23 protein-coding genes and 1 pseudogene are annotated in these 25,185 nt (G+C 62.6%); 8 read left to right on the plus strand and 16 right to left on the minus strand.

Translation table 11 applies throughout. From position 1 onward, the window contains the following. Window positions 1-235: 235 nt before the first annotated feature. The 3 genes from KIP88_RS09305 to KIP88_RS09315 all read right to left on the minus strand — a co-directional run bounded on the left by KIP88_RS09305 (window position 236) and on the right by KIP88_RS09315 (window position 3,164). Window positions 236-1,285 (minus strand): Ldh family oxidoreductase, encoded by a 1,050-nt coding sequence (locus KIP88_RS09305; protein ID WP_214487599.1) that lies wholly within the window; start codon window positions 1,283-1,285, stop codon window positions 236-238. Window positions 1,286-1,287: 2 nt separating this feature from the next. Next, window positions 1,288-2,169, minus strand: coding sequence for an alpha/beta hydrolase (locus KIP88_RS09310; protein WP_214487996.1), 882 nt, complete (start codon window positions 2,167-2,169; stop codon window positions 1,288-1,290). 92 nt (window positions 2,170-2,261) lie between these two features. After that, window positions 2,262-3,164 carry a VOC family protein gene (locus KIP88_RS09315; RefSeq protein ID WP_214487600.1) on the minus strand — a complete coding sequence of 301 codons (903 nt, stop codon included), beginning with the start codon at window positions 3,162-3,164 and terminating at the stop codon, window positions 2,262-2,264. A gap of 169 nt (window positions 3,165-3,333) precedes the next feature. On the opposite strand from KIP88_RS09315, the gene KIP88_RS09320 reads away from it, so the two are divergent. The 5 genes from KIP88_RS09320 (at window position 3,334) to KIP88_RS09340 (ending at window position 9,150) form a co-directional block, all read left to right on the plus strand. Then, window positions 3,334-4,530: an acyl-CoA dehydrogenase gene (locus KIP88_RS09320; RefSeq protein WP_214487601.1), complete on the plus strand. Its 1,197-nt coding sequence runs from the start codon at window positions 3,334-3,336 to the stop codon at window positions 4,528-4,530. A 229-nt stretch (window positions 4,531-4,759) separates the two neighbouring features. Beyond that, window positions 4,760-5,485, plus strand: coding sequence for an FCD domain-containing protein (locus KIP88_RS09325; protein WP_214487602.1), 726 nt, complete (start codon window positions 4,760-4,762; stop codon window positions 5,483-5,485). A 204-nt stretch (window positions 5,486-5,689) separates the two neighbouring features. Then, the gene (locus KIP88_RS09330) at window positions 5,690-6,805 is read left to right on the plus strand and encodes an alcohol dehydrogenase catalytic domain-containing protein (RefSeq protein WP_214487603.1); all 1,116 of its coding nucleotides are present in this window, start codon (window positions 5,690-5,692) and stop codon (window positions 6,803-6,805) included. Between the two features lie 66 nt (window positions 6,806-6,871). Then, window positions 6,872-7,414 carry a cupin domain-containing protein gene (locus KIP88_RS09335; protein WP_214487604.1) on the plus strand — a complete coding sequence of 181 codons (543 nt, stop codon included), beginning with the start codon at window positions 6,872-6,874 and terminating at the stop codon, window positions 7,412-7,414. Between the two features lie 173 nt (window positions 7,415-7,587). After that, window positions 7,588-9,150 carry a bifunctional 3-(3-hydroxy-phenyl)propionate/3-hydroxycinnamic acid hydroxylase gene (locus KIP88_RS09340; RefSeq protein WP_214487605.1) on the plus strand — a complete coding sequence of 521 codons (1,563 nt, stop codon included), beginning with the start codon at window positions 7,588-7,590 and terminating at the stop codon, window positions 9,148-9,150. Between the two features lie 63 nt (window positions 9,151-9,213). Here KIP88_RS09340 and KIP88_RS09345 read toward each other — a convergent pair whose 3' ends face one another. Both KIP88_RS09345 and KIP88_RS09350 read right to left on the minus strand, forming a co-directional pair. Then, entirely contained in the window at window positions 9,214-9,531 is a 318-nt protein-coding gene (locus KIP88_RS09345; RefSeq protein WP_214487606.1) for a 2Fe-2S iron-sulfur cluster-binding protein, read from the minus strand. 10 nt (window positions 9,532-9,541) lie between these two features. After that, complete coding sequence (locus tag KIP88_RS09350) at window positions 9,542-10,720, minus strand: cytochrome P450 (protein WP_308163347.1); 1,179 nt, start codon at window positions 10,718-10,720, stop codon at window positions 9,542-9,544. A gap of 147 nt (window positions 10,721-10,867) precedes the next feature. Here KIP88_RS09350 and KIP88_RS09355 point away from each other — a divergent pair, with 147 nt between their 5' ends. After that, window positions 10,868-11,782 carry a LysR family transcriptional regulator gene (locus tag KIP88_RS09355; protein ID WP_214487608.1) on the plus strand — a complete coding sequence of 305 codons (915 nt, stop codon included), beginning with the start codon at window positions 10,868-10,870 and terminating at the stop codon, window positions 11,780-11,782. Window positions 11,783-11,859: 77 nt separating this feature from the next. Here the strand turns inward: KIP88_RS09355 and KIP88_RS09360 are convergent, their stop codons facing one another. Beyond that, window positions 11,860-12,834, minus strand: coding sequence for a tripartite tricarboxylate transporter substrate binding protein (locus tag KIP88_RS09360; protein ID WP_214487609.1), 975 nt, complete (start codon window positions 12,832-12,834; stop codon window positions 11,860-11,862). Further along, a complete protein-coding gene (locus KIP88_RS09365) occupies window positions 12,831-13,958 on the minus strand; it encodes an alkene reductase (protein ID WP_214487610.1) in 1,128 nt (375 codons plus the stop codon). The genes KIP88_RS09360 and KIP88_RS09365 overlap by 4 nt, the downstream gene beginning before the upstream one ends. Window positions 13,959-14,122: 164 nt before the next feature. Between KIP88_RS09365 and KIP88_RS09370 the strand changes: the two are divergent. Both KIP88_RS09370 and KIP88_RS09375 read left to right on the plus strand, forming a co-directional pair. Continuing rightward, window positions 14,123-14,411 (plus strand): annotated as a pseudogene (locus KIP88_RS09370) (aconitate hydratase AcnA); the annotation flags it as partial. 235 nt (window positions 14,412-14,646) lie between these two features. Next, a complete protein-coding gene (locus KIP88_RS09375; protein ID WP_214487612.1) occupies window positions 14,647-15,507 on the plus strand; it encodes an alpha/beta hydrolase in 861 nt (286 codons plus the stop codon). 226 nt (window positions 15,508-15,733) lie between these two features. On the opposite strand, the gene KIP88_RS09380 is transcribed toward KIP88_RS09375, so the two are convergent. The 9 genes from KIP88_RS09380 to KIP88_RS09420 all read right to left on the minus strand — a co-directional run bounded on the left by KIP88_RS09380 (window position 15,734) and on the right by KIP88_RS09420 (window position 25,117). Beyond that, the gene (locus KIP88_RS09380; RefSeq protein ID WP_249790644.1) at window positions 15,734-16,105 is read right to left on the minus strand and encodes a Rieske (2Fe-2S) protein; all 372 of its coding nucleotides are present in this window, start codon (window positions 16,103-16,105) and stop codon (window positions 15,734-15,736) included. Next, complete coding sequence (locus KIP88_RS09385; protein ID WP_214487613.1) at window positions 16,095-16,799, minus strand: ABC transporter ATP-binding protein; 705 nt, start codon at window positions 16,797-16,799, stop codon at window positions 16,095-16,097. The genes KIP88_RS09380 and KIP88_RS09385 overlap by 11 nt, the downstream gene beginning before the upstream one ends. Beyond that, entirely contained in the window at window positions 16,792-17,574 is a 783-nt protein-coding gene (locus KIP88_RS09390; protein WP_214487998.1) for an ABC transporter ATP-binding protein, read from the minus strand. The genes KIP88_RS09385 and KIP88_RS09390 overlap by 8 nt, the downstream gene beginning before the upstream one ends. Beyond that, the gene (locus KIP88_RS09395; protein WP_214487614.1) at window positions 17,574-18,620 is read right to left on the minus strand and encodes a branched-chain amino acid ABC transporter permease; all 1,047 of its coding nucleotides are present in this window, start codon (window positions 18,618-18,620) and stop codon (window positions 17,574-17,576) included. The genes KIP88_RS09390 and KIP88_RS09395 overlap by 1 nt, the downstream gene beginning before the upstream one ends. Continuing rightward, on the minus strand, window positions 18,617-19,489 hold the full coding sequence (locus KIP88_RS09400; protein WP_214487615.1) for a branched-chain amino acid ABC transporter permease: 873 nt from the start codon (window positions 19,487-19,489) through the stop codon (window positions 18,617-18,619). Before KIP88_RS09400 ends, KIP88_RS09395 begins: the two co-directional genes overlap by 4 nt. 75 nt (window positions 19,490-19,564) lie before the next feature. After that, complete coding sequence (locus tag KIP88_RS09405; RefSeq protein ID WP_214487616.1) at window positions 19,565-20,719, minus strand: ABC transporter substrate-binding protein; 1,155 nt, start codon at window positions 20,717-20,719, stop codon at window positions 19,565-19,567. 80 nt (window positions 20,720-20,799) lie between these two features. Then, window positions 20,800-21,996 carry a 2Fe-2S iron-sulfur cluster-binding protein gene (locus KIP88_RS09410; protein ID WP_214487617.1) on the minus strand — a complete coding sequence of 399 codons (1,197 nt, stop codon included), beginning with the start codon at window positions 21,994-21,996 and terminating at the stop codon, window positions 20,800-20,802. Beyond that, window positions 21,993-22,829, minus strand: a complete 837-nt coding sequence (locus KIP88_RS09415; protein WP_214487618.1) for a xanthine dehydrogenase family protein subunit M — start codon at window positions 22,827-22,829, stop codon at window positions 21,993-21,995. Before KIP88_RS09415 ends, KIP88_RS09410 begins: the two co-directional genes overlap by 4 nt. Next, entirely contained in the window at window positions 22,826-25,117 is a 2,292-nt protein-coding gene (locus KIP88_RS09420) for a xanthine dehydrogenase family protein molybdopterin-binding subunit (RefSeq protein ID WP_249790697.1), read from the minus strand. The genes KIP88_RS09415 and KIP88_RS09420 overlap by 4 nt, the downstream gene beginning before the upstream one ends. Window positions 25,118-25,185: the final 68 nt, after the last annotated feature.

Genomic DNA, 25,185 nt, shown 5'->3' on the forward strand with positions numbered 1-25,185 from the left:
CTATTTGGTATCTTGAAGCGACGATTGTCAACCTCCGCTGCTACGACGGCGAAAAGAAGGAGGACGGATCGCGGACCGCGAGCTAGGTCTCGACATCAACAACATGCGCGAGCGGCTGCAGGAGAAAGGGCTGCGATATGCCGACGCGAACGATCTCTGAGCCACAATCGCTTGCCACGCCGTGCGTTTACGACGGCGCGCCGAACGGCGAAATTCAACTTCGTCTTCACTTTCGCTAAGTGAGACCTTCGGGCACCGCTACCTTCAATTTTGAGGCGAGCGCCAGCAGCCGGGACCGAGTGCCCTGCACGAGCGGAATGCCTGCGCGCGACCGTCTTTCCATCTCCTCGAAACCGCGTTCGCCCGGCAGATAAACGCGTTCCGATCCCGCCGCCGGCGGCAAGCCTTTGATGGCTGCGCCAAGGCGATCGACTTCGATCGGGAAGTCTTCGCCGAATGCTGACGGATCGAGCACAGCGACCAGACCATTGCCGCCAGGATCGCCGCCTCCGGCAAGTGCAACGGCAATGAGGGGATTCCCCGTCAGGACGCTGGCGAGTACTTCGATCATCAGGGAGAGGCCCGAGCCTTTGGGCCCCGACATCGGCAGGACCGCCTTCACCTTGCGAGGGTCCGTCGTCTCGCGACCATCCGCGTCGACACCCCAGCCGGCGGGAATCGTCTGACCGCCGTCCCTTGCGGCCATGATCTTCCCGAGCGCCACCGATGCCGTCGACATGTCGAGGACCAGCGGACGGTCCGGATTGGTGGTAGGCGCCGCAATCGCGATTGGATTCGTCGACACCCCTTCCGCGCTGGATCCGTGATAGATCATAAGAGGCTTTGAGGCCGTCATGGCAATGCCGACGCGACCCGCTTGAGCGGCCTGTTGCACGTAGTATCCGATCGCACCGGCATGGCTGATGGAGCGAACCGCGCACCAACCGATGCCATGAACATCCGACAGTTGCATGGCCGTTCGCGCGGCGAGGTTCATCGCCACCGCGCCAGGCGCGCGATCTGCGTCGAGCACCGCCACCGCGCCTTTGCCCGAAACCTGGCGCGGCTCGGCCGACGGATTGATCAGGCCTAGTTGCACCATCTCAACGTAACGAGGAATTCGCAGCACGCCGTGCGAATCGGCGCCGCGCAGATTGGCCCACACCAGCATTGCCGCGGTCTGTTGGGCCTGATCGGCCGTAAATCCGCCGGCCCGAAGCAGGTCAGCGGCGAAGCCCTGGAGCGTCAGGGAGCCGATCGTGACCGTGTCCGAATCTGCCCCCACGCTCACGCTCCCAAGGGCGAGGGAAAGAACTTGTCGAGCCACCCTTTGATGATCGACTTCGTGCGCGGCGCATCTCCCTGCGCGAGCGGGAAATGGGACGTGCCGGTGATCAGAACGAGCTCGGCCGGTTGGCCGGCCTTTTCGAACATGCGGATCGACTGCTCGGTCGGCGTAATCGTGTCATTGGCGGTATGCAGGAAAAGGATCGGGCGCGGCGCGATGTTTCCAACCACGTCGTCCGCACGGAAATTGTACATGCTCAACGCCGTCTCCACCGGAATCTCCATGATCGCCTTCGGGGAGAGATTTTTGCGCAAATGCTCGGGAATCGGAACGGCGTCGAAACGGGAGATCCACATGCTCTCACCGGTTTCCTGGCGGTGCTTGCGGCCCTTTTCCAGAAGAGAAGTGAACTTTGCCCAGGCTTCAGGCGTGGGGTGCTGGCCACGGAATTTCCGCTCGCCGTCGCCCCAGCCGCAGGATGAGATCACGCAGGCGAACCGATCGTCCACACCCGCCGCATAAACCGAGACAGCCGCGCCAAAGCTGTGACCGACCACCCCGATGCGCTTGGGGTCGACCTCTTCCCTCCCGGCGAGAAATGTCAGAGCGTTCTTGGCGTCCGCCACCTGGTCGAAGCAGCGCACCTGCGCGCGCTCGCCGTCGCTCTCCCCGCAGCAGCGGAAGTCGAAGCGCAGCGCCACATAGCCCATCTCCTCCAGCATCCGCGCCTGGATTTCGGCGTGGGATTCGTCCTTGGATCCGACGAAGCCGTGCAGGACAATGAAGGCCGGCAGCCGTTGGCCCGGCTTCCTCGCTTCCGGCACATGGATAACGGCGGAAAGCTTGAGCCCATCAGAGTGGAAAGAGATTCGTTCTTGCATTGTCGTATCCTCGTACTGCTGCGCTGTCCCTGTGCATTCACGCTTGCGGCGAAGGCGAATGTTGCCGGCGCAAGGTCGTCTGCCTGTATCGGTCAGTTGATGGCGGTAAAGGGAAAGTGATGCTGGCGCCACTCGAGCGGCGCGGGCGTGCCCCAGACATTCATTGAGCGCACATTGCCGGGACGTTCGAGATTGGTGATGACGTTTGGAACGAAACCCTCATCGTCCGCGATCGACGCCATCGAGCCGGAGCATTCAACCATCGCGCCGCTGGAGTCGGTGTAATACGCATAGGTATTGTCACCCGGCCGGTGGCGGCCCGGTCCCCAGAGCATCTGCTTGTCAAATCGATCGAGCAGATCGCCGAGCTTCAGGTAGTCATTGAATTCCTTGAACTCGAAGGAGTAGTGATGCAGCCCCGCTTTGCCACGAACGACACCGACGATGTGATGCAGGCGGTTGCCGCCATACATCCAGCTCAGGCTGTCGTCGACCAGGCGTTCCGACAAGCGAAGGCCGCCGATGCTCTCGAGCTGCCGGCGCGTTGCAGCCGGATCAGGCGTCGTCAGGTTGAGATGGTCCATGCGGTTCGGGCCGACGCCATGGGTCGGGTACCGTCGTCCATAAAGCTGGTTGCGCGTGGGCGTGTGTATCTCGAAACGCAGCCCCTCCGGCGTCGCGAAGGTTACGCCCGCGGCCATGCACTCGAGGCTGGGTTCGCGAGAAAGAATCCGGCAGCCGGCGCCCTCGATCCGGGACTCCGCTTCCCGGACGGCTTCGACCGTGAGCGCTTCCAGCCCGATCGTATGGGTCGAGTTCTCATGCGACCTGAGCAACACCAGCTCGGCCGCGCGCCCGTTGGAGCTTAGCCAGGTCTGGCGTTCGTCCGAGTAAGTGACCTGCAATCCGAGTATTTCGGTTGCCTCCCGCACCACCGTCTCGGTCACGGTGGTGTTGATTTTCACATGCCCGATCGCGTGCACCAAATGCGGCATCTGCACCTCCCAAACTTCAAGATGTTGGAGTTCTGCTATCGCATCTGAGCGACGGAGGCAACATATTTTCGATTAAAATTGATATTTTCGAAATTTTATGCGACGACGGGTTGGGCAAAGCCGGCGATCTGCCGGAGAAGGTTTCGAGAGGATTGGAGCAGTGGGAGTCATGGCAGGCGCAAAGGGTAGCAGTCCATTCGCGTGGGACGATCCGTTTTTGCTCGAGGCCCAACTTGGCGAGGAAGAGCGCATGATTCGCGACACGGCACGCGCCTATGTGCAGGAGCGTCTGGCGCCGCGTGTCCAGAAGGCTTTCCGGGACGAGCGCACCGATCCGGAGATATTCCGCGAAATGGGCGATCTTGGCCTTTTGGGCGTGACCATTCCCGAAACGTATGGTGGCATCGGCGCCTCTTACGTCGCCTACGGCCTCATCGCGCGCGAGGTCGAGCGCGTCGACAGCGGCTACCGCTCGATGATGTCGGTGCAATCGTCACTGGTCATGTATCCGATCCATGCCTACGGCTCGGAGGCGCAACGGCGCAAATATCTGCCCAAGCTCGCCAGCGGCGAATGGATCGGTTGCTTCGGCCTGACTGAGCCGGACGCAGGCTCCGATCCCGGCAGCATGAAAACACGCGCGGCGAAGATCGCGGGCGGCTATCGGCTGAACGGGGCAAAGATCTGGATCACCAATGCTCCGATCGCCGATGTCTTTGTCGTGTGGGCAAAATCCGAAGCCCATGGCGGCAAAATCCGCGGTTTTGTTCTGGAGAAGGGGCTGGCCGGCCTGTCGGCGCCGAAGATCGAGGGCAAACTCTCCTTGCGCGCTTCGGTAACCGGCGAAATCGTCCTCGACGGCGTTGAAGTCGGCGAAGAAGCGCTTCTGCCTGACGCGGAAGGCCTCGCCGGACCGTTCGGCTGTCTCAACCGGGCACGGTACGGAATTGCCTGGGGCGCAATGGGCGCGGCCGAAGCCTGCTGGCATGCCGCGCGTCAATACGGGCTTGACCGCAAACAGTTCGGACGGCCTCTCGCCAATACCCAGCTCTACCAGAAGAAGCTCGCCGACATGCAAACGGAGATCGCGCTCGGACTGCAGGCAGCGCTGCGCGTCGGCAGACTGTTCGATGAAGGAAGCATGGCACCCGAAATGATCAGCCTGATCAAGCGCAACAATTGCGGCAAGGCGCTCGAGATCGCGCGGCTCGCCCGCGACATGCACGGCGGCAACGGCATCTCAGACGAGTTCTGTGTCATGCGGCACATGCTGAATCTCGAAACGGTCAACACCTATGAGGGTGCCCATGATGTGCATGCGCTGATTCTTGGCCGCGCCCAGACTGGATTGCAGGCCTTCTTCTAAGGAAGAAGGTCCTAAGGGAAACGAAAGTGCCGGAATTCGCCGGGTTCCAGCGGATCTGCGGATTGCCCCGTTTCGGCCGAGGCCGCCGACATGGCACCGGTCCCCCAGCGCACGCACCTGGCCGATCCACATCCACACATCGGACGCGGTTTGATTTTTTCGAAAATCAGCCATACTGTGGGGACTGCAACCTATACTGTGTTGCGGACAGCAACCTAGGACGACGCGGATGCGTGACAAGCCAGCAGGAGAAACACGCGCGGCGGACGTACTGCACCGGATGCGCGCGGACATCATCAGCTGCGTGCTGAAGCCCGGCGCGAAGCTTCGGTTCGAGGGGCTGCGTGACATGTACGCGGTAAGCTTCTCTACGCTGCGGGAGGCGCTGTCGCGTCTCGTGGCTGAAGGCCTCGTGGTAGCAGAGGACCAGCGCGGCTTTGTGGTCGCGCCGGTCTCGATTGCCGACCTGAATGACCTCACCTACGTCCGCGTGCTCGTCGAACGCGAATGCCTCGGGCTTGCCATCAAGCACGGTAATGACGGTTGGGAAGCAGATATCATCGGCTCTTTCCATCGGATGGATCGCCTCCAGACCCGCCTCGGCTCGAACTACTATCTTTCCGGCGAGTGGGGCAAACTTCATGGCGACTTTCATTTTTCGCTCGTCGCCGCCTGCGGCTCCCCCAATCTGCTGGAGATCCGCCAGAAGCTGTTCGAACGCGCACACCGCTACCGCCGCATGTCGTCGCAGTTCCGGCCAAAGTGGCGCGCCAAGGATGTCGAACACAAGATGATCATGGATTCGGTAATCGCGCGGGATACGGCAAAGGCTCAGGAACTGATCGAGCGTCACATCCGCGAGACGACCGAAAACGTCATCAAGCACGCCGGTCATCTCTTTGACGCCGCGGACGAAGCACCTCACACCCGCTCTGATCACGTCGCGGCTGAATAACGCAGCAGCGCGTCACTCCTTTCTCTCAATGCAAGGCCTGCTTAACGCCGCCGGTTGATCCGGCTGTGCGAGCACGCCCGCGCGTCGAGCCCTGCCTCGCGCAGATATTACGAAAAGATGTTGTATTTTCGAAAATATGCTGTCAGAGTGTTCGGGGACAGCGGGCGCCAAGCCTGCGTTCGACATCACAAAGGGAGGAACTAGATGGCCGTGTCTGAAACGATGATCGCTGCCCGGATGCACACGGTCGGCGGCGAGTTGAAGCTGGAAAAACTGCCGACCCCCAAACCGGGCGACATGGATGTCCTGGTCCGCGTGAAGGCCTGCGGGATCGTGCCAAACCTCGGCAACATCCTTGCCAACTGGCCGACCTGGTTTCCTCACATGCCGCAGCCGCCGCTTCCCGCGGTGTTCGGGCTGGACCCGGCCGGCGAAATCGCAGCGGTGGGCCGGCAGGTACACGGGCTCAAACCCGGCGACCGCGTCTATATCAATCCTGGCCGCTCATGCGGCTCGTGCCGCCATTGCCGCAGGGGCGACTCCATTTCCTGCAAGCACTATGCGTTTCAGGGTTATTTCGGCTTCAGCGAGCACGCCATGCAGACCTTTGCCGATTACCCGATCGGCGGCCTGAGTGAACACACCGTGGCTCCGGCCTCGGCGATCGTGAAGATCCCCGACAACATGACCTACGAGCAGGCGGCGCGTCTCGGCTACCTCGGCACGGTCTATTCGGCGCTGAAGAAGGTCAATGCCGGTCCGGGCGATACGATTCTCGTCAACGGCATCAGCGGCACGCTCGGCATCGCCGCGGCGATCTTCGGTCCGGCCATGGGCGTCAAGAAAATCCTCGGCACCGGCCGCGACCGCAAGCTGCTGGAGGAAGTCAAGGCCCTTGCACCCTCGCGCATTGAGGTATTCTCGATCGAGGACGGCAGCGTCACCGACTTTGTCATGAAGCACACTGACGGCGAAGGCGTAGACGCTTTCCTGGATTGCAACGGGCCGGGCGCGCTGCACGAGACGTTCCTGCAAGGACTTTACAGCCTGCGCCGCGGCGGCATCGCCGTCGATATCGGTGCCGTGATGGGACCGGTCTCGATCGACGTCCATCGTCTGATGGACCGCAACCAGCGCCTCTATGGCTCCGCCTGGCTGACCACGGAGGAAGGACAGGAAATGGCCGACCTTGTTGCCGCGGGCGTGGTGGACCTGTCGATGCTCGAGACGCAAGGGCGTCCGCTCTCCGAGGTGAACGAGGCCATCTCCGGCATCGCCCAGCGCCACGGCGGGTTCTCCAACTTCGTCATCTATCCCTGAACCAATGATGGCCGCCGCAGAACCGCGGCGAGCCAGCCACGACAACAACACCCAAGGAGAGGAAACATGAGCTTCAGACGTGTCGTCACCGCCAAGAACGGTGCCGGAAAGTCGGTGGTGGTAAGCGATGGCACCTCGCCTCGCGAAATGGCCCTCAAGCATACCCCGGGCTTCGTCTCCGCACCGATCTGGATGGCCGCTGCCACGCCGACGCTACCGGCGGACGGCAAGGATCCAATGTCCGTTCCCGGCAGCAGCCTGCTGCCGGGACCGGGCGGCTCGGCCTTTCTCGTCGTCACCTTCCCGCCGGACAACGTGATGATGTCACCGGAGTTCAACCCGGCGCTCGCCGGCCCCGAGCATGTCGCGGCGGCACCCGGCATCGCCGAGACCTTCGAGATGGACAATCCCGGGATGCACACCACACCGACGTTGGACTATGCCTGCGTGATCGACGGTCAGATCGTGCTGGAGCTTGATGATGGTGTAACCGTGCAGCTCAAAAGCGGCGATACGGTTGTTCAGCAAGGCGCACGCCATGCGTGGCGCAATCCAAGCGACAAACCAGCCACGCTGGCCTTCGTCCTGTTGGGCGCGGCTCGGACGTGACGTCCTGAACGTCTGATCCAACACTGGGGTCGGCAGCCCCGCAACGAGCCAGAGCGCCCGTCCTGTTGGCCGGCGCTCCCGTTATCGTCGGGATTTCTTTGGCTGCAGTTGGCTGCGTCCCCGCGCAGTGGTGCGGCAACGATCTCGATCGCAGAAAATAAAAGGAGAGTCGATTGTCTTCAGCCGATGCACCGGAGGTCGTCGTGGTCGGGCTCGGACCGGTCGGCATCACCCTTTGCAATCTGCTGGCTTCCCAGGGGATCAGAGTCGAGGGCGTGGATGCCGCCAGCGAAATCTACAGCCTTCCTCGTGCCATCGGCATGGACCACGAGGTGATGCGTATCTTTCAGAGTATCGGCGCGACGGACGCCCTCGCGGGCGCGATCGGCGACTACCGCCCCTCTGAATACCGTTCTGAACAAGGTATTCTGCTGCGGCGGTTCGAATCCCCGCCGGAACCGTATCCACTCACGTGGCCGCCCTACCTGACATTCCTGCAGCCCGAGCTCGAGCGGGTGCTACGCCAAAATGCGACGAAATTCCCTACTCTCACCTTGCGCCCGGGGCTTGAGTTGATCGAGCTGAAGAACCCCGATGAGCCAATCCTGACGCTGAGGGATAAAGCGACGGGGGAGATCACCACACGGGCCCCGAGTTTTGTCGTGGGTTGCGACGGCGGAAACAGCTTCGTCCGTCGTAGTCTAGACATCAGCTTCGAAGATCTAGATTTTCATGAGCCTTGGTTGGTGGTGGACATGATCGTCGAGGACGAGCATACGCCGCTTCCACAGACCAACATACAGTTCTGCAGTCCGGCACGACCGCACACATATGTCATAGGGCCTGGACGGCTGCGACGTTGGGAATTCATGATCCTGCCGGGTGAGAACGCGGACGAGGTCAATCGCGAGACACGCATCTGGGAATTACTCTCCCCGTGGCTGCGACCGGACCGGGCGCGCTTGTGGCGTTCCGCGACCTACACCTTCCACGCTTTGGTTGCGGAGAAATGGCGGACGGGCCGCGTCTTTCTTGCGGGCGACGCCTGCCACATGATGCCACCCTTTCTCGCCCAAGGCATGGTGCAGGGTGTCAAGGATACAGCCAATCTTTCATGGAAGCTGGCCCATGCGCTTCGGGGTGGTTCGGAGCGTCTGCTCGATACCTACGAGGCAGAGCGCCGGCCTTTGCTGCGGGAAATAATCGAAATCACGAAGCGGCTCGGGCGGGTCATCTGCGAACTGGATCCGGAAAAGGCACGCGCACGCGATGCCGAACTGATTGCGGCGATGGAGGCCGGCCAAGGAGTCCAGATCCGCCAAAATCTGTTTCCGCCGATCCGCCACGGCCTCATCGGTCGTGGCGTCAACGGATCGCTTTCGCCGGGCGCCGGAGAGCCGAGTCCCCAGCCTTGGGTCGCAGGCCCGGGCGGTCGCACGCGTCTCGATGACATGCTTCCCCGCGGGTTCGTTCTTCTGTTCGCGGGAGATATCGATGTGCCGCCTGCATTGCTCGGGCAAGCTAGGGAATTGGGTGTGGCCGTGCATCGAATTGCGCGGAGTCCGTCCGAACGAGCGCCGCTGACGGAAGAAGACGGCCTGCTCGCCAACTGGCTTTCGGCGAAAGGCGCATGTGCTGTTCTCGTACGTCCCGACCATATGGTGTTCGGGACCGCCGGCGACATGCGTGACGCCGAAGGGCTACTGCGCGAACTGCGCTCAGGCCTGGCTGCTTGAGCCGACCCGCTCCACCTTAGCTGCAAATGCTTGCGAGCGGGACATGGCCATTCCCACTTGCGCCTATTGCACGGATGGCACGCGTATCGTCATGCCTTCCATCTCCGCCACGACGCGCACCTGACAACTCAGGCGGCTGTCCGCCGTGCGCTCCGAGGCGGCAAAATCGAGCATCTCATTCTCGTGCTCGCCGATTTCGCCGGTGCATCCGGCGTTTGAGTCGAAGTAACAATGGCACGTGGCGCAGGCGGCCGCGCCGTTGCACTCGGCCACGATTCCGCTCACGCCGGCGGCGAGAGCCGCCTCCATCACGGACTGGCCTGTGCTGGCGACGACCTCGCGGGTGGCCCCGTCTGCGTTGATAAAGATGATCTTTGGCATGCTTCCTCCGTCAGGCGTCCCAACGAACAGGCAGTGAAATCGGACCGCGGAACACCCAGCCGCGAACGAGCGGCGGCGTATCATCGCGCAGCCGAAGATTGGCGAGGCGTTCGAACAGCATCGGCACCATGATCCTGCCGACGGTCTGCCGCGAGACCCAGGTGCCCGCGCAGAAATGTGGTCCGGCGCCAAAGGCCAGATGCGATTGCTTGGCGCGGAAAATGTCAAAGCGATCCGGATCCGCGAAACGCCTGTCATCCCGGTTCGCAGCTCCAACGCAGAGCCCGATCTGAAGACCTTCCGGGAGCGTCACGCCGGAGAGATCGACCTCGCGGGCGACGCGGCGCGGATACATGCCGATCGGAGAGATCCAGCGCACCGCCTCCTCAAACGCGGTTGGCCACAGTTCCGGCTTGGCAAGAACACTCTCCTTTTGATCGGGATCTGCGAGCAGGCCGAGAGTGAGCGTGAGAATCGCGTCGCGCGGTTCATTGAGCCCGCCGCCGATGATCACCTTGATATTGGCCCGGATCTCCTCGATCGGCATCGGCGGGTCCGCATGCACCATGGCCGACAAGATCGAGGGGTTCGAATGTGCGCGGTGATGGTCGAGCACCGCCTCGATCGCCGTATCGATCCCGGCGCCCGCCTCCATCGCCTTCCGGTCGATCTCGGCATCGCGTGAGTAGTTGCCCGCGCCATCGATCAGCGATTGGGACCACAATGCCAGCGTCTCCCACGCAATCTCCTTGAAGCCGATCATCTCCATCAAGCTGAGCGAAGCCATCGGCGCGGCGAGCGCCGAATAGAGGTCCGCCTCACCAGCTTCGACGAGCTTGTCGATCAGCCGCTCGCAGATCGCGGCGAATTTCGGCGCCCAGTGCTCTTTGATAATGCCGGGCCGGAAGGCAGGCTCGACAGCCTTGCGACCGGCGGCGTGTTCAGCGCCGTCCTTGCGCATGAACGTCGGACCCATCACCTTGTTGACCAGCGAAGCAGGATTGACCGACGAGTAGGTCGCGGAATCGCGCTCGATTCTCATGATGTCATCGAAGCGCGTAACGAGCGTCAGGTTTGCCGCCGCTACGAACACGGCAGGAGCCGTGTCGCGAACCCGTCGAAAAATCGGATAAGGGTCTTCGAGCAGGGCGTCATAAGAGACATCTGCGATGGCCGGTACGGCGCTCATCATTTCCTCCTCCCAGAAGAATTCTTTCCGCGAAGGCTATTCAATGCGGACCAATCGCTCAATTCGATAGACTGGATTTAGTCTATCGAAATATTGCATGACCCGTGCTAGGCTGGCGGCCGGAAGCGCGCGCATGGAGGCACAGCCTTGACGATCAACTCCATCGATCCGGTAGACATCGGCGCGTTACGCACGCTTGTTCTGGTGTACGACCTGCGATCGTTCTCCGCGGCGGCCGAACGGCTCAACGTCAACCAGTCCACGATCAGCTACACGGTCGAGCGATTGCGCAGCGCCTTTCAGGACCCACTGTTTGTTCGGCAGGGCAACGGCGTCACCGCCACCGAACGGTGCGCGGGACTGGTGCATTGGGCTCGGGAGACGATCGGGCAAATCGAGGGCCTCGCCTCGCCGGCGGAATTCGATCCGTCCGTCGCAAAGGGCACGGTGACGATTTCCTGCAACCATCACGAACGGCAAACTCTGATCCCGCAATTCAGCGCCACAATGCGAGCGACAGCGCCGCATGCACGGCTCGTTCTGCTTGACGCCGCGGGGCACGGCAATGTCCATCTCAAGCAGAACCAGTGCGACATCGTCCTTGGTCCGGTTGGGATTGTCGGCGACAACTTTTATCGCCGACACGTCCTCACCGACCACTATGCGTGCGTGATGGACCCCGCCAATCCTCTCGCCCGCGGCCGAATTACGCTTTCAGCCTATCGCAAGGCGGAACATGTGTTCGTGACCCATAATGGTGAATGGCAACCGCTCTACATCGATGTCCTCAAGGCCAAGGGGATCGTGCTGGAGCCGGCGGTCACGCTGCCGAGTCATGATTGTCTCGAGCGTATTATTCCCGGCACCAATCTCATCGCAGCCATCCCGCATCATCTGGCCCGCGCCATGCAAGGCGGCCTGCATATCGCCTCCCTGCCCTTCCATGTTCCGATCAGCATCGACATGTACTGGAGTGCGAGAACTGCCAAATCTGGTCTCCACAAATGGGCGCGCGGTCTGCTCGCCGAGGTGGCCAGAGAGAGCGCCATCGCAGCCAAATAGAGCGTGATCTTTTCGGAAAACCGGTACCCACTTTTCCGGATCGTGCTCTAGGCGCGTTCGCGCCCTTTCGTGGCAGGTCATTCAATCCGAATGCCGGCTTTGGAGACGATCCGGCCCCAGTTATCCGAATCCTGTGCCAGGAACGACGCAAATTGTTCGGGCGTGCCGCCCTGCGGGATCTGCAGGAATTCCTTCACCTTCTTGCGGAAGTCGTCCCTGGCGGTGATCGTCTGCAGTGCAGAGGACAAGCGGTTGATGATATCAGGCGGTGTGCCGGCGCGGGCAAACATGCCGTTCCAGGAATAGAGCGGCACGCCCAATCGGGCTTCCTCGAACGTCGGCACGTCGGGAAGCTCCTCGAGCCGTTGACGCGTAGAAACAACCAGCGGACGCAAGGCGCCTGAGACAATGTGGGGGATGGTCGTGGCCGTCACGTCCAGCGAGCAGTCGATGCGTCCGCCCAAAAGATCGTTCAAGCCACCATCCTTGTACGGGACGTGGATCATGCTTGCCCCGGTGGCCTGGAGCATTTGAAGCACGGCCACATGATTGGCAGAGCCGAGGCCGTAGGACGGGTATGTGAGCTTGTCTGGGTTCGCCTTGGCGGCATCGAGCAGCTCCTGCACCGAGCGATAAGGCGAGTCGGCGCGCACAACGAGCACGAAGGGTACGTCGAGCAAGTGGATGATCGGCGTGAAGTCCGATGGCTTGTAAGGCAGGGTCTTGAAGAGATGCGGATTGAGGATCACCGACAAGAGACCGTAGAGCAGAGTATGGCCATCGGCAGGCGCGGTGCTTGCGGCCTGATAGCCGATGTTGGAACTGGCGCCAGGGCGATTGTCCACCCACACCGGCTGACCCAGTTCGGCATGGAGTTTCTCGGCAATAAAACGAGCCATGGTATCGGCGGACGTGCCGGCCGGCAGCGTCATGACGAGGCGAATCGGACGATCGGGATAACCGCTCTTGCTCCAGGCTCCGGGAGCATGCAGCGCCAGCGGAGCCGCACACAAGGATTGGAGAACTGCGCGACGCGAGAAGGTCGATTTCACGGGTGTTCCTCCTGTGGTGCCGGGATGGCGTTGTTCTGATCGTTGTTATGGTCAAGGAAGGGATAGTCGGTGTAGCCGCGGTGATCGAGCGAATAGAGTTCGTCCTGGTTCAGCGGATTCATGCGCGCGCCGATCTTCAGCCGACGCGGCAGATCGGGATTGGCGATGAAGAGCCTTCCGAAGGAGATCAGATCGGCATGGCTCGCGAGCGCGCGTTCAGCCTGCGCGCGGCTCGAGAAGCCGTTGTTGGCCACGTAGGGGCCGGTAAAGCTGCGACGCAGCACCGGGTAATCGAGTTCGTGCGTCGCCGGCTCCGTCGTGGTGGAGCCTTCCACCACATCCACATAGGCAACACGCAGCTCGCTCAGCATCTCGAGCGCGGTGGCAAGCAGCCGCGCCGGATCGGAGTCCCGCAAGTGATAATTTGTCGGGTTGGCGGGCGAGAAGCGCACGCCAACCCGCTGCGGGCTCCAGATCTCACAGACCGCCGCCACTACTTCGACGAGGAGTCGACAGCGGTTTTGCGCCGAACCGCCGTAGGCATCGGTGCGTCGGTTGGCAGAGTCGCGCAGGAACTGGTCGAGCAGGAAGCCGTTGCCCGCGTGCACCTGTACGCCATCGAAGCCGGCCACGAGCGCGTTCCGCGCGGCCGCGCGGTATTCCTCGACAATGCCGGCGATCTCGTCGGCCGACAATTCGTGCGGCACTAGAAGCGGCTTGCGGCCCTCGGCCGTGCGAATGGTGCCTGGCGGCAGAATGGCCGACGGCCCGACTGGCAGGACGCCGCCAGGTTGCGTCAGCGGATGGGAATTGCGCCCGCAATGCCAGAGCTGTGAGAAGATGCATCCGCCCGCGCGATGGACTGCATCGGTGACGACCCTCCAGCCTGCGATTTGGGTCTCGGTGTAGATGCCGGGCGTGTTCGGCCAGCCCACACCGCGGGGCGAAATGGCGGTTGACTCCGTAACCACGAGTCCCGCCGTCGCGCGCTGCGCATAGTAAGAGGCGTTGAGGGCCGTCGGCACGCCGCCGGGAGAGCGGTCACGCGACATCGATGACATGATGATCCGGTTGGGAAGTCGCAGGGCGCCCAATGACGCGGGATCGAACAGGCTTCTGGCCATCACATCTCGTCCCTGAGAGATCCGCGCTCCAGCTAAGAGGCAGACCCCGCCCCCGACCGTTGTCGTAACTCTACGACCTTCGTCTGACGTTAGCAATAATTTTCGAAATAAATTACTGTTTACGAAATATGTAACGCACCCAAACCCTTATTCGGCGGGTCGTCCCTCCGGGGGCGCTATTTCAGTGGGACAATGCTTCGACCTACATCCGTCGCCCCCTTCGCCAGCTTCGGCTCGGGATCGCGCCTCGGCTCTTACCGCGCCTATCCGATTCTGGTCGTCGCCGACGGCATCACGACCGACCACATTTCGCCGGCTGGTCAGGTCCCCAAGGACAGCGAAGCAGCCGCATATCTGATTGAGCGAGGCGAAGAAGACCGCAACAACCTGAACGTCTTCGCCTCGCGGCGGCGCAATTGGGAAGTCATGGTCCGCGGTCTCTTCATCAACCGATAAGCCGAACGCCACTTGCTCACTTCTTCGCCGGTCGTTGTGATGAGGCCCCGGACGTCTATCGCGATACGGTAACCGGACCGACGCCCTGTCCACGACTTTTCGAGGACCTGAAAATGTTCGTAGCCGCTCGTTCTTCTTTCGATTGCGAGGATTGGCAGCGCCAATATACTGGTGTCGTCGCTGAGCGATTTGAACAATAACGAACGCCTTGGTTTCTGCAGGAGTGACGTGCGTGACTGACATCTCGGCGACAAAGGGCGGGCTGCTCGATCCCCGGCTGAACTGGGCCGCGCTTTCCCAGGCGGAGCGTGACGCCGCTTATGACAACAATGCCGCGGTAAAGAACAGCGCAGCACTGATCGCGGAACGAAACCAGCTATCCGAAACGCTGCGCGCCAGCCGCAAGTCCTTTCTTGATGTTCCCTATGGCGACCGCGAAAGAACAAAGATCGACCTCTATCCGGCCGCCGAGAAGACAGCACCGTGCCTGGTGTTCCTGCATGGCGGTTACTGGCAGCGCAATTCGCGCGAAGTGTTTGCCATGCTGGTCGAAGGCGTTGCGGCGCATGGCTGGTCGGTTGCCATCCCCGGATATTCGCTGGCGCCCGACGCTTCGTTGACGGAGATCGTAACGGAGATATCCCGGTCACTCGATTGGCTGGCCGAAAACGGCGAAACCTACGGCATCTCCGGGCCCGTCGTGCTCTCGGGCTGGTCGGCCGGCGCCCACCTCGTCGCAATGGCACTCAATCACCCGCGTGTCACCGCGGGACTGGCGATTTCCGGCGTGTATGACCTTGCACCCATCCGCGATACCGGGCTCAACAATGCGCTGAAGTTGACCGACCAGGAAATCGCAAGCCTTTCGCCGCTTCGCCTGCCCGCCGTGCACAAGCGGCTCGACGTTGCCTATGGCGCGGCCGAACTGCCGGCGCTGATTTTCGATTCAATCAAGCTTCATGAATCGCGCATGGCCGCGGGCGCGCCAGGGAATCTGTTCCCGATCGAAGGCGCAGACCATTTCAGCATTCTCAGCGAGCTGCGGCGTCCTGACGGCGAGCTTGTCGAAATCGCCCGAAAGCTCGTCGGCTAGAGCAGGATGAGATTAGGTTGGGCCGTGACGAGGGACCGTCTTGCCCGGACGCAAGCGGCGTGAGTGCTGTGCGCCGGGGCCCATTCTACTTTGCATGGGGTTGTTTTCGCGATTTTGTGTCTAGGCCCTGCGGTGTACCGCCGAAGAGTATCTGCACTGCGTCCGGGGCACGAGATCGTTAGCTTCGCGCTAATGGCGAATCGATTCGACTCCAACCCATCCCGCTCTAGGTCATCGGCGACTTGATCGCGCCTGCGTCCATCCAGACCTGATCGTCCCTGATCCGGACCGGGTATAGCCGCAACGGCTGGCTCGGCCAGCCGTAGGAAATCCGGCCGTTACGGAGATCGAACGAGGCCGCGTGACGGGGGCAGAACAAGCGTCCTCCCGACAGGTGTCCGAGACTGAGGTCAGCCTGTTCGTGCGGGCAGATCCGCTCGCAGGCTACCGCGCGACCTTCGCTCCAGACCAGAATCAAATCGACGCCAGTCACGCGGACACAGACGATCGTTTGCGAAATCAGCCGGCTGAGCCCGCAGACCGGCATCCATTGCCCGTCGCTCGACAACGCCGCCATTTCGGGCCACTCATCCGCCAAGATAGGCCTTTCGCACGTGCTCGTTCTCGATCATCTCCGCGCCTGGTCCGGACAGAACGATGCGGCCGCCTTCCAGCAGATAGGCGTGGTCGCACATCTCAAGCGCCGCAAACGCGTTCTGCTCCACCAGCAGGACGGTCGTTCCGGCATCGCGGATGCCGCGGATGATCGCAAACGTTCGCTCGACGATGTTGGGCGCAAGCCCGAGGGAGGGCTCGTCGAACATGATCAGGCGTGGACGTGACATCAGCGCCCGGCCGATCGCCAGCATCTGCTGCTCACCACCCGACAAGGTGCCGGCCGCCTGCCGCTTGCGGTCAGCCAGGCGCGGAAATTCGGCATAGATCCGATCGCGGTCTGCCGAAATCTCGGCCGCACCACTGCGCAGATAAGCTCCCATGTCGAGATTTTCCTCGACCGTCATGTGCGGAAATACCCGCCGTCCTTCCGGACAATGCGCGATCCCGCTGGCCACCACGCGCGGCGGCTTCGCGCCTGCAATGTCCTTGCCCTCGAACAGCATCGACCCCGAACGCGGCGCAACGAGCCCGGAGATCGCGCGCAGCGTGGTGCTCTTGCCGGCACCGTTGGCGCCGATCAGGGCGACGAGCTGCCCGGCCTTGACCTCCAGCGAAATGCCACGCAGCGCCGTGACGCCGCCATAGCCACACACCATGTCGTGGATCTCAAGCACGCGTTGCTCCCTGCCCGAGATAAGCCTCGATGACGGCTGGATCGTTCCGGATCACGTCCGGCGGTCCTTCGGCAATGATCCGGCCGTAGTTCAGCACCACGATCCTATCCGAGACGCTCATCACCATCGGCATGTCGTGCTCGACCAGCAGGATGGTGACGCCGCGGTCTCGGATGTTACGGACCAACTCCACGAAGGTGTGGGTTTCCGACGCGTTCATGCCGGAGACCGGCTCGTCGAGCAGCAGCATTGACGGCTCGGCTGCCAGCGCCAATGCCACACCGACAAGCCGCTGCTCGCCGTAGGACAGCGAGCCTGCAAGGTCGCGAGCGCGGCGTTCGAGGCCAACCCATTCGACCAGTTCGCTGGCGCGTTCCCGCAAACGGCGCTCCGAAGACCGCGCGCGCGGCAGCCCCAGAATGGCTTCGAGAAGGTTGACCCTCCCCTGGCGATGCAGCCCGACCAGGAGATTGTCGTAGACGGTATCGTTCGGAAAAACACTGGTGCGCTGGAAGGTGCGAGCCAAACCGAGATCGGCGATCTGATACGGCTTCAATCCGTTGAGAGCGGTTCCACGATAGCTCACGGCACCGCGGGTTGGGTCCAGAAAGCCGGTAACGACGTTGAACGCCGTCGTCTTGCCGGCACCGTTGGGCCCGATCAGGCTGACGATCTCGCCCTCGCCGACCGTGAAGTTCATATCCGAGAGTGCAACAAGCCCCCCGAAATGCACGGCCACCTTTTCCACCCTCAATGCCATCGCAGGAGCTGGCATCATGCATGCTCCTTGACGTCACGTTCGGAAAAAGCGACCGCGGTAACCGGTTCGATCCGTTTCCGCGGTTTCGCAAAGCGCAGCGCCAGCGACGGCACGATGCCGCGCGGCAATACGAACAGGATGCCGATCAGCACGCCGCCATACGCGATCCATTGCGCCTCCGGCGCCATGATCGGGCGCAGGAACACAGGCAACAGCCCGAAGATCATCCCGCCGACGACAGGCCCGGCCAGCGATCCCTTACCGCCGGTGATGACCATGATCACCATCGTCACCGTATTGATGAAGGCGAACACCTCGGGATCGATGATCCGGATGTAGTGCGCATAGAGGCTGCCGGCAGCGCCGGCGATCCCGGCCGAGATCACTGCCGCCAGAGTGAGCGTCTTTGTCACGTCGATGCCGACCGACACTGCCAGCGTCTCGTTTTCCATCAACCCGCGCATGGCGCGGCCGAAATGCGAATGGACCAGGCGCGAGATCAGAAGATAGGTGACAACCGCGACAGCAAGCACGAGGTAGTAGTTCTGCAGCTTGGTGCGGAGGGTCAGATCTCCGAGACCCGGCAATCCGATCGTGATCGAGGGAATGTTGGTCAGCGCCAGCGGGCCCTGCGTCAACTCGACCCAATTCAGCGCCACCAGCCGAACGACTTCGGCAAAGGAAATCGTCACGATCACGAAATAGGCGCCGCGCACGCGAAACGAGAGCAACCCCACCAGATATCCGCATAACCCCGCAACAACGATGGCCAACACGAAGCCGACAATTGGCGGCCAGGGATCGTGAACAATGCGAAAGCCAAAAGGCAAGCCGACATCGAAGCCAAGCGATGTCAATGCGCTGACATAGGCACCGATGCCGAAGAACGCGATGTGGCCGAGACTGAGCTGGCCGGTAAACCCGAGCAGCAGATTGAGGCTCATCGCGCCGATGATGAAGATGCCGGTCGTGATCAGCGCGTTCATGAGATACGGATCGCGCAGCCACAGCGGCACCGATGCGAACGCGACGACTGTGAGAATGGCGATCGCTGACTTCATCCGACGCGCTCCGAGCGAGCGAAAAGCCCGGTCGGCTTGAAGATCAGAACCGCGATAATGATCAAGAAGCCCATCGCGTCGCGGTATCCCGACGAAACATAGCCGGCGCCCAGTTCCTCCGCCAATGCCAGAATGAAACCGCCAATGACCGCGCCGGTGATGTTGCCGAGCCCACCGAGGATCACGATCGCGAACGCCTTGACGGCGGCGAGATCGCCCATCTGCGGGAAGATGACGTAGACCGGGCCGAGCAGCGCGCCAGCCGCGGCGGCAAGGCTCGAACCGATCGCGAAGGTCGAGGTGTAGATCAGGTCGACATTGACGCCCATCAGCGAGGCGGTGTCCTGATCCTGAAACGTCGCCCGCATCGCACAGCCGAGTTTTGTCTTGTTGATCAGGAGATAGGTGACGACGATCAGCATCGCCGCCGCGGCGAGTACGAACAGCCGCAGCCAGGACACCGAGACCGGGCCCAGCACCAGCGGCGCCTCGGGGAACGGCGTGGTCACCGATTTCGCCACACCGCCCCATATCCACAAGGCGCCGGACTGCATCGCGATCCAGGCACCGATCATGACAAGCATGGTCGTGTCGATGTCGGAGCCGCGCAGCGGCCGCAGCAAGGTCAGCTCGATCGCGGCGCCTAGAAGCCAGCCAGCGGCAACGGCGAGCGGCAGCGCCAGGAAGAAGTTAACCCCGAGCTGGTGCACCACGATGAACATGATGTAGGCGCCAAATGTGTACAGTATCCCATGCGTGAAATTCACGACGTTCATGATGCCGAAGATCAAGGTCAGCCCGATGCCTAACAGCGCATAGGTGCCGCCGAGGACCAGCATGTTGATCAGATGTTGCAGAAACTCGCTCAAGGTAGCTCCCGGATATCCTGATGCCGCCCGAGGGCCACCGCCTGCCGGCGGCCCTCGACGGTCAGTCACGTGACGTCAAAGTGTCTTCATGCCGATCTTGCCGTCGGTGATTTCGATCAGATAGACGTTTGGCTGGCTCTGGCCGCTTTCCTTGCCTTCGGGACCGGACTTGCGGAACACGATGTCGCCGTTCAGGCCCTTCACCTTGATGTCCCAAAGTGCCGCCTTGATCGCCGCAGGCTCCGCCTTGCCCGCCTTCTCGATCGCCGCCGCCGCGGTACGGATACCGTCATAGCCACGAAAACTCTCGGTGCAGCCGGCGAAGTCGTAGCCGCGCTTCTTCCATTCGGCGATGAAGTAGCTGGTCGCCTCCGGGTTCGGCGTCTTCTCGGGAAACCAGGGCAGGAAGGTCGTCAGGTGCATGGTGCCGTTGGCGGCGGCACCCGCCTGCGCAATGATCTGATCCGGATTCTGCGAGCCCCCGGTGGTGATGATGCGCTTCTTGAGGCCGAGGGCTGCCGCCTGCTTGAAGATCAGCGTGAGCTGGTCCACCGCCGTTGTCACGATGATGGTCTCGGAATCGGTGCCCTTCAGCTTGGAAAGCTGCGCGCTCATATCCTGGGCGCCCTGATCCATGGTTTCGATAGCTCCGACCGTGATCCCCTTTTCCTTCATCATCTTGCTGAAGTCTTCAGCGGTACCGCGACCCCAGTCATTGTTGATGACGAGGAAATCGACCTTCTTCAATTCGAGCTTGTCGACGATCCCCTTGAACGCCGCGGCCTCGATCGCCGACGGCGGCGAGATACGGAAGATGTAGGGATTGCCAGTCGTGGTGATCTTGCCCGACGAAGAGGTCTCGACCACCATCGGTGTTTCGTATTCCATCAGCTTGGGCATCACGGCAAGCGTCAGGCTCGAGCCCCATGCTCCCATCAGCACCGGCACCTTGTCGCTCGTGATCAGTTTTTCGGCGACGGCGGCCGCCTCGGTCGGATTGCTCTTGTTGTCCTCGATGACGAGTTCGAGCTTCTTGCCGAGAATGCCGCCCTTTGCGTTGATCTCATCAGCCGCGATCTTGGCGCCGTTGACGACGTAGGTACCGGACGCGGCGAACGCGCCCGTCAGGGGTTCATTGACGCCGATCTTGATCGTCTGAGCGTTGGCGGTACCACCCAGCAAGGCGACCGCCAGCGCTATCGTCGGAACAAGTCTGAAAGTCCGTGTCATGTGGTTCTCCAATCTCACGCTGTTCATCTATCCGCAGTCCAAACCCCGTCGTTTCCGCATCACGCGAAGACTTCGATCCATCACGTCGCCCCGTCCTTGCTGGACGCGAAACGACCAACCCAACCCGCGACCCGCGCGCGCAAAAGGCTGAAAACGAGCGCCATTCCATTCAGCTCGGCCGCCGTGGCGTCACCCGGTGACGTACCCGACAGGCGGCGGTCGAGATTGCTGGCGAACTCCGCGATCAGTCGAGCCGCGAGATCGCGCACCAGCCCCGGCCTTCCGACCTGCGCCAGCATGCCCGTCAGCGTGTACCCGATGGAAAGATCGACGCGCGTCCCCTGCTCGATCGGCACCAGCCGATAGCGAATTTCGCCCTGCGTCGAAGACCGGCTGCGCCGGTCGTTACCGATGCCGACAATACGGCCGGACATATCGGCGAGGCTTCGCTCGACGCGTGCGGCCCCTTGGAATGTCGCGGCAATCGGACCGATCCTGACCCGGATCGCACCCTCGACGCGCTCCGGCTTCGGGGGCGCCGTCAACGACGCGCCGGGAAGGCAGGCTGCGATGGCTGCGATGTCGTCGAACATCGCAAATACCTGCTCAGGCGGATGTGCAACGCTAAAATGCTGGTTCAGAACGGTGGCCGGGACGAAGTCCGGAATCGCAGAAACCGAACTGGCCGTTTCAGGCGACGTTTGTTCGCTTCCGACCGATCGCATGCGTTCGGCCCGGTCCGCGTCGCTTCGACCTGAGCCGACGGGACCCAGGATCTTTCGTCCTCCATCCGGCGTCGGCGCGATATCGCGGGCGCGCCGCGCCTCGATCACGGACCGGACGGCCCGCACGATGCCGACATAGCCGGTGCACCGGCACAGATTGCCGCTCAATCCGACGCGGATCAGGCGCTCGTCGGCGTGCGGCAGGCGCAGCACCAGATCGCGCGCGGAGACCAGCATTCCCGGCGTGCAATAGCCGCATTGCAGGGCATGCTCGCGGGTGAAGGCCGCGCGAAGCTCTGTCGTAATGTTGTCCTCGTCGAGTCCTTCGATCGTGGTGACCTCTGCGCCTTCGCAAGCCACCGCATAGGTGATGCACGAACGCGCCGGCTCGCCGTCGAGCAGCACCGTGCACGCCCCGCAGACGCCGTGTTCGCAGCCGAGATGCGTACCGGTCAGATCCAGCTTATCGCGAACGAAGTCCGCGAGGTTGGTACGCGGCTCGGCCAAGGCCTGCACCGCTCGCTGGTTTACGGTGAGTGCGATCATGTTCATGCGGCGGCCTCGCGGACCGCACGCTTGAGCACGTTCACATGAATATGGCGATGCGCCGCGTTCGAGACGCCCGCCGTTGCCAGCATGACATCAGCTACGCGCGCGTCGAAGCGATCCTTGTAGTCGCCGGCAATGCGGCCGCCGAATAATTCCGCCGCATTCGTGATGACAATCGGCGCGGAATCGATCGCACCGATCACCACGCGGGCGGATGCGGCGCTCGGGTCGATCAGGATCGCGCCGATCGCATGCGCGAACTCGCCCGTCTTGCGGCAACTCTTGGCGTAGCCCCAGTGCGCCGATGCACGCATCGCCGGGACGTGAATGGTCTCGACGATCTCGCCATCGCGCAGCGCAGATTCGAGCGCACCGACGATGAAATGCTCCATCGCCACCATCCGCGCGCCCGCGCCGCTTCGCAGCGTCAATCGCGCACCCAGCGCCGACAGCGCGGACACCCAGTCTGCCGCAGGATCGGCATGGCTGAGCGATCCGCCGACCGTGCCGCGATTGCGCACGGCGCGGTAGGCGATGTTGCCGGCGACGCGCTGCATGGCGCCGCGCGTGACGTCCGGAATACGTCCGTCCTCGACGTCGGCGTGGGTAACGCAGGCCCCGAGCACGAGTTCGTCGCCACGACGTTCGACCTGCTTGAGCTCGGCAAGACCGGTGATGTCGACAATCAACTGCGGCTCGACCAGCCGCAGATTGAGCATGGGACCGAGCGACTGGCCGCCGGCGATGATCTTGGCGGAAGTTTTGGCCTCGCCGAGCACGGCAAGTGCCGCCTGCAAGTCGCGTGGGCGTTCGTAGCCGAAAGGCGCCGGTTTCATGCCGCCGGCCTTTCTGCTTCGCGCGCGGCCAGAACCGCCTCGACGACGCGATACGGCGTAATCGGCGACTGCATCAGTTCCACGCCAAGCGGGCGCAGGGCGTCGTTGACGGCGTTGGCGATCGCGGCCGGGGGGGCGATCGCGCCACCCTCGCCGATGCCCTTTACGCCGAACAGCGTATAGGGCGACGGCGTCTCCATGTGATCGAGACGCGGTGCCGGCACTTCGGTGGGCCCAGGCAGCAGATAATCCGCGAGCGTCGTCGCCAGCGGTTGACCGGCCGCGTCGAACGGCATCTCCTCGTACAGCGCGGTGCCGATGCCCTGGGCCAGGCCGCCATAGATCTGGCCATCCACGACCATCGGATTGACGAGAACACCGCCATCTTCAACGATGACGTAGTCGAGGATTTCGATTTCTCCGAGATCGGGATCGACCGCGACGACCGCGGCATGCGCGGCATAGCTGAAGGTTCCGCTATCGCGCTGCGGCTTGTAGCCCGACGTCACTTCCAGTCCCCCCGGATCGACATCGGGCGGCAGATCCTGCGGCCGGCGATACCAGGTGTGGGCGATTTCCTTCAAGGTAACGCTGCCGTTGACGCCGCGAACCTCGCCGTTCTGCAGCACCACCGCAGCCGGATCGTGCTGCAACAGCTTGGCACCGATGCGTCTGGCGCGCTCGCCCAACTCGCGGCAGGCAGTTGCGACCGCGCCGCCCGCCATCACCATCGAGCGCGAGCCCCAGGTGCCGGTCGAATACGGCGTCATCGCCGTGTCGCCGAGGATCAGGCGCACCTTGGCGACGTCGACGCCCAGCATCTCGTGAGCGACCTGCGCGAGCGTCGTCTCCATGCCTTGCCCGTGGGAATGCACACCGACCCTCAGTTCGAGGCCACCGTCCGGTGTCAAGCGCGCAGACGCCTGTTCGTGGCCGGGCACCATCGGAATGCCCCAGCCGGAATAGACCGACGTGCCATGCGCGGCCTGCTCGCAATAGATCGAGACGCCGACGCCGATCCGGCGCCCGTCGGCCTCACCCTTGCGCTGGCGTACCCGCACACCTTCGACGTCAATGGACGCAAGCGCCCGTCGCATCGCCTCGGGATAATCACCACTGTCGAAGTGTTTCTTCGTGATGTTGTCGAACGGCATCTGCTCGGGCTGCACCAGATTGCGCAGGCGCACTTCGCCCGGCTCCAGCCCCGCTTCAACCGCGACCAGATCGAGCATCAGTTCCAGCGCGAAGCAGACGCCGGTACGCGCCACGCCGCGATACGGCAGGATCGGACACTTGTTGGTGGCGACCGAAAACGTCCGGCAGCGATAGGCCGGCATCAAGTAAGGTCCCGGCAGGATGCTGGCGACCTGTGCCGCCTCAAGGCACGCCGAGAACGGATAGGACGAGTAAGCGCCGGAATCGACGGTCGCTTCGCAGTCGATGCCCCGCAGCCGTCCGTCGCGATCGGCAAAGACGGTGATCTTGTAATGGTGCTCGCGGCAGTTGGAACTGGCGGTGAGATGCTCTCGGCGATCCTCGGTCCAGCGCACCGGATGGCCGCGACGCATCGTCAACCAGGAAAGGCAGACTTCTTCCGGGAGCAAGATTCCCTTGTGTCCGAAGCCGCCGCCAACGTCAGACGAAACGATACGGATTCGGCCCTGCTCCATGCCGAGGCACTCGGCAAGACCGCTGCGCGTGATGTGCGGCATCTGGGCTGAGGAATAGAGCGTGAGCTGGTCGAGGCGGTGATCGAAGGTCGCGACCACGCCGCGCCCCTCGAGCGGCGACATGCACTGCCGCGCGGTCGATATTTCGCGCGACACCTTGATCGGCGCATCGAACGCCCTGGAGATGTCGACCTCGAAATTGGTTTCGAGAAAAACGTTATCACCCCAATGCTCGTGCACCAGCGCCGAACCCGGCTCGCGCGCTCTTAGCATGTCATAGACGGCAGGAAGCTCTTCGAGATCGAGCGTCACCGCCGCCGCAATGTCCTCGGCTTCGGCACGCGTCGGCGCCACGCACATGGCGACGAGTTCGCCGACCTGACGCACCTTGCCAGTGGCAAGCACCGGCTGCTCGGAAATCTTGAATCCCGGCAACCCCGACACCGCGCGGATCGGATTGACGCCGGTAAGATCCGCCGCGGTGAAAACGCAGCCGCGATAGCGCTCCGGCACGTGGATGCCGCGGATCAGCGCATGCGCCAAAGGGCTGCGCACAAACGCGACGTCCTGCAACCCGGCGAGGCGAATGTCGGCCACGAACTGGCCGCGGCCACGCATCAACCGATCGTCTTCCTTTCGCGGTAGCCGCGCGCCGACGCCTTGTCCGGCGCCCGCTCCGTCTGCGG

It is taken from the genome of Bradyrhizobium sp. SRL28 (genome assembly GCF_018596315.1).
In the GTDB taxonomy this organism is placed as follows: domain Bacteria; phylum Pseudomonadota; class Alphaproteobacteria; order Rhizobiales; family Xanthobacteraceae; genus Bradyrhizobium.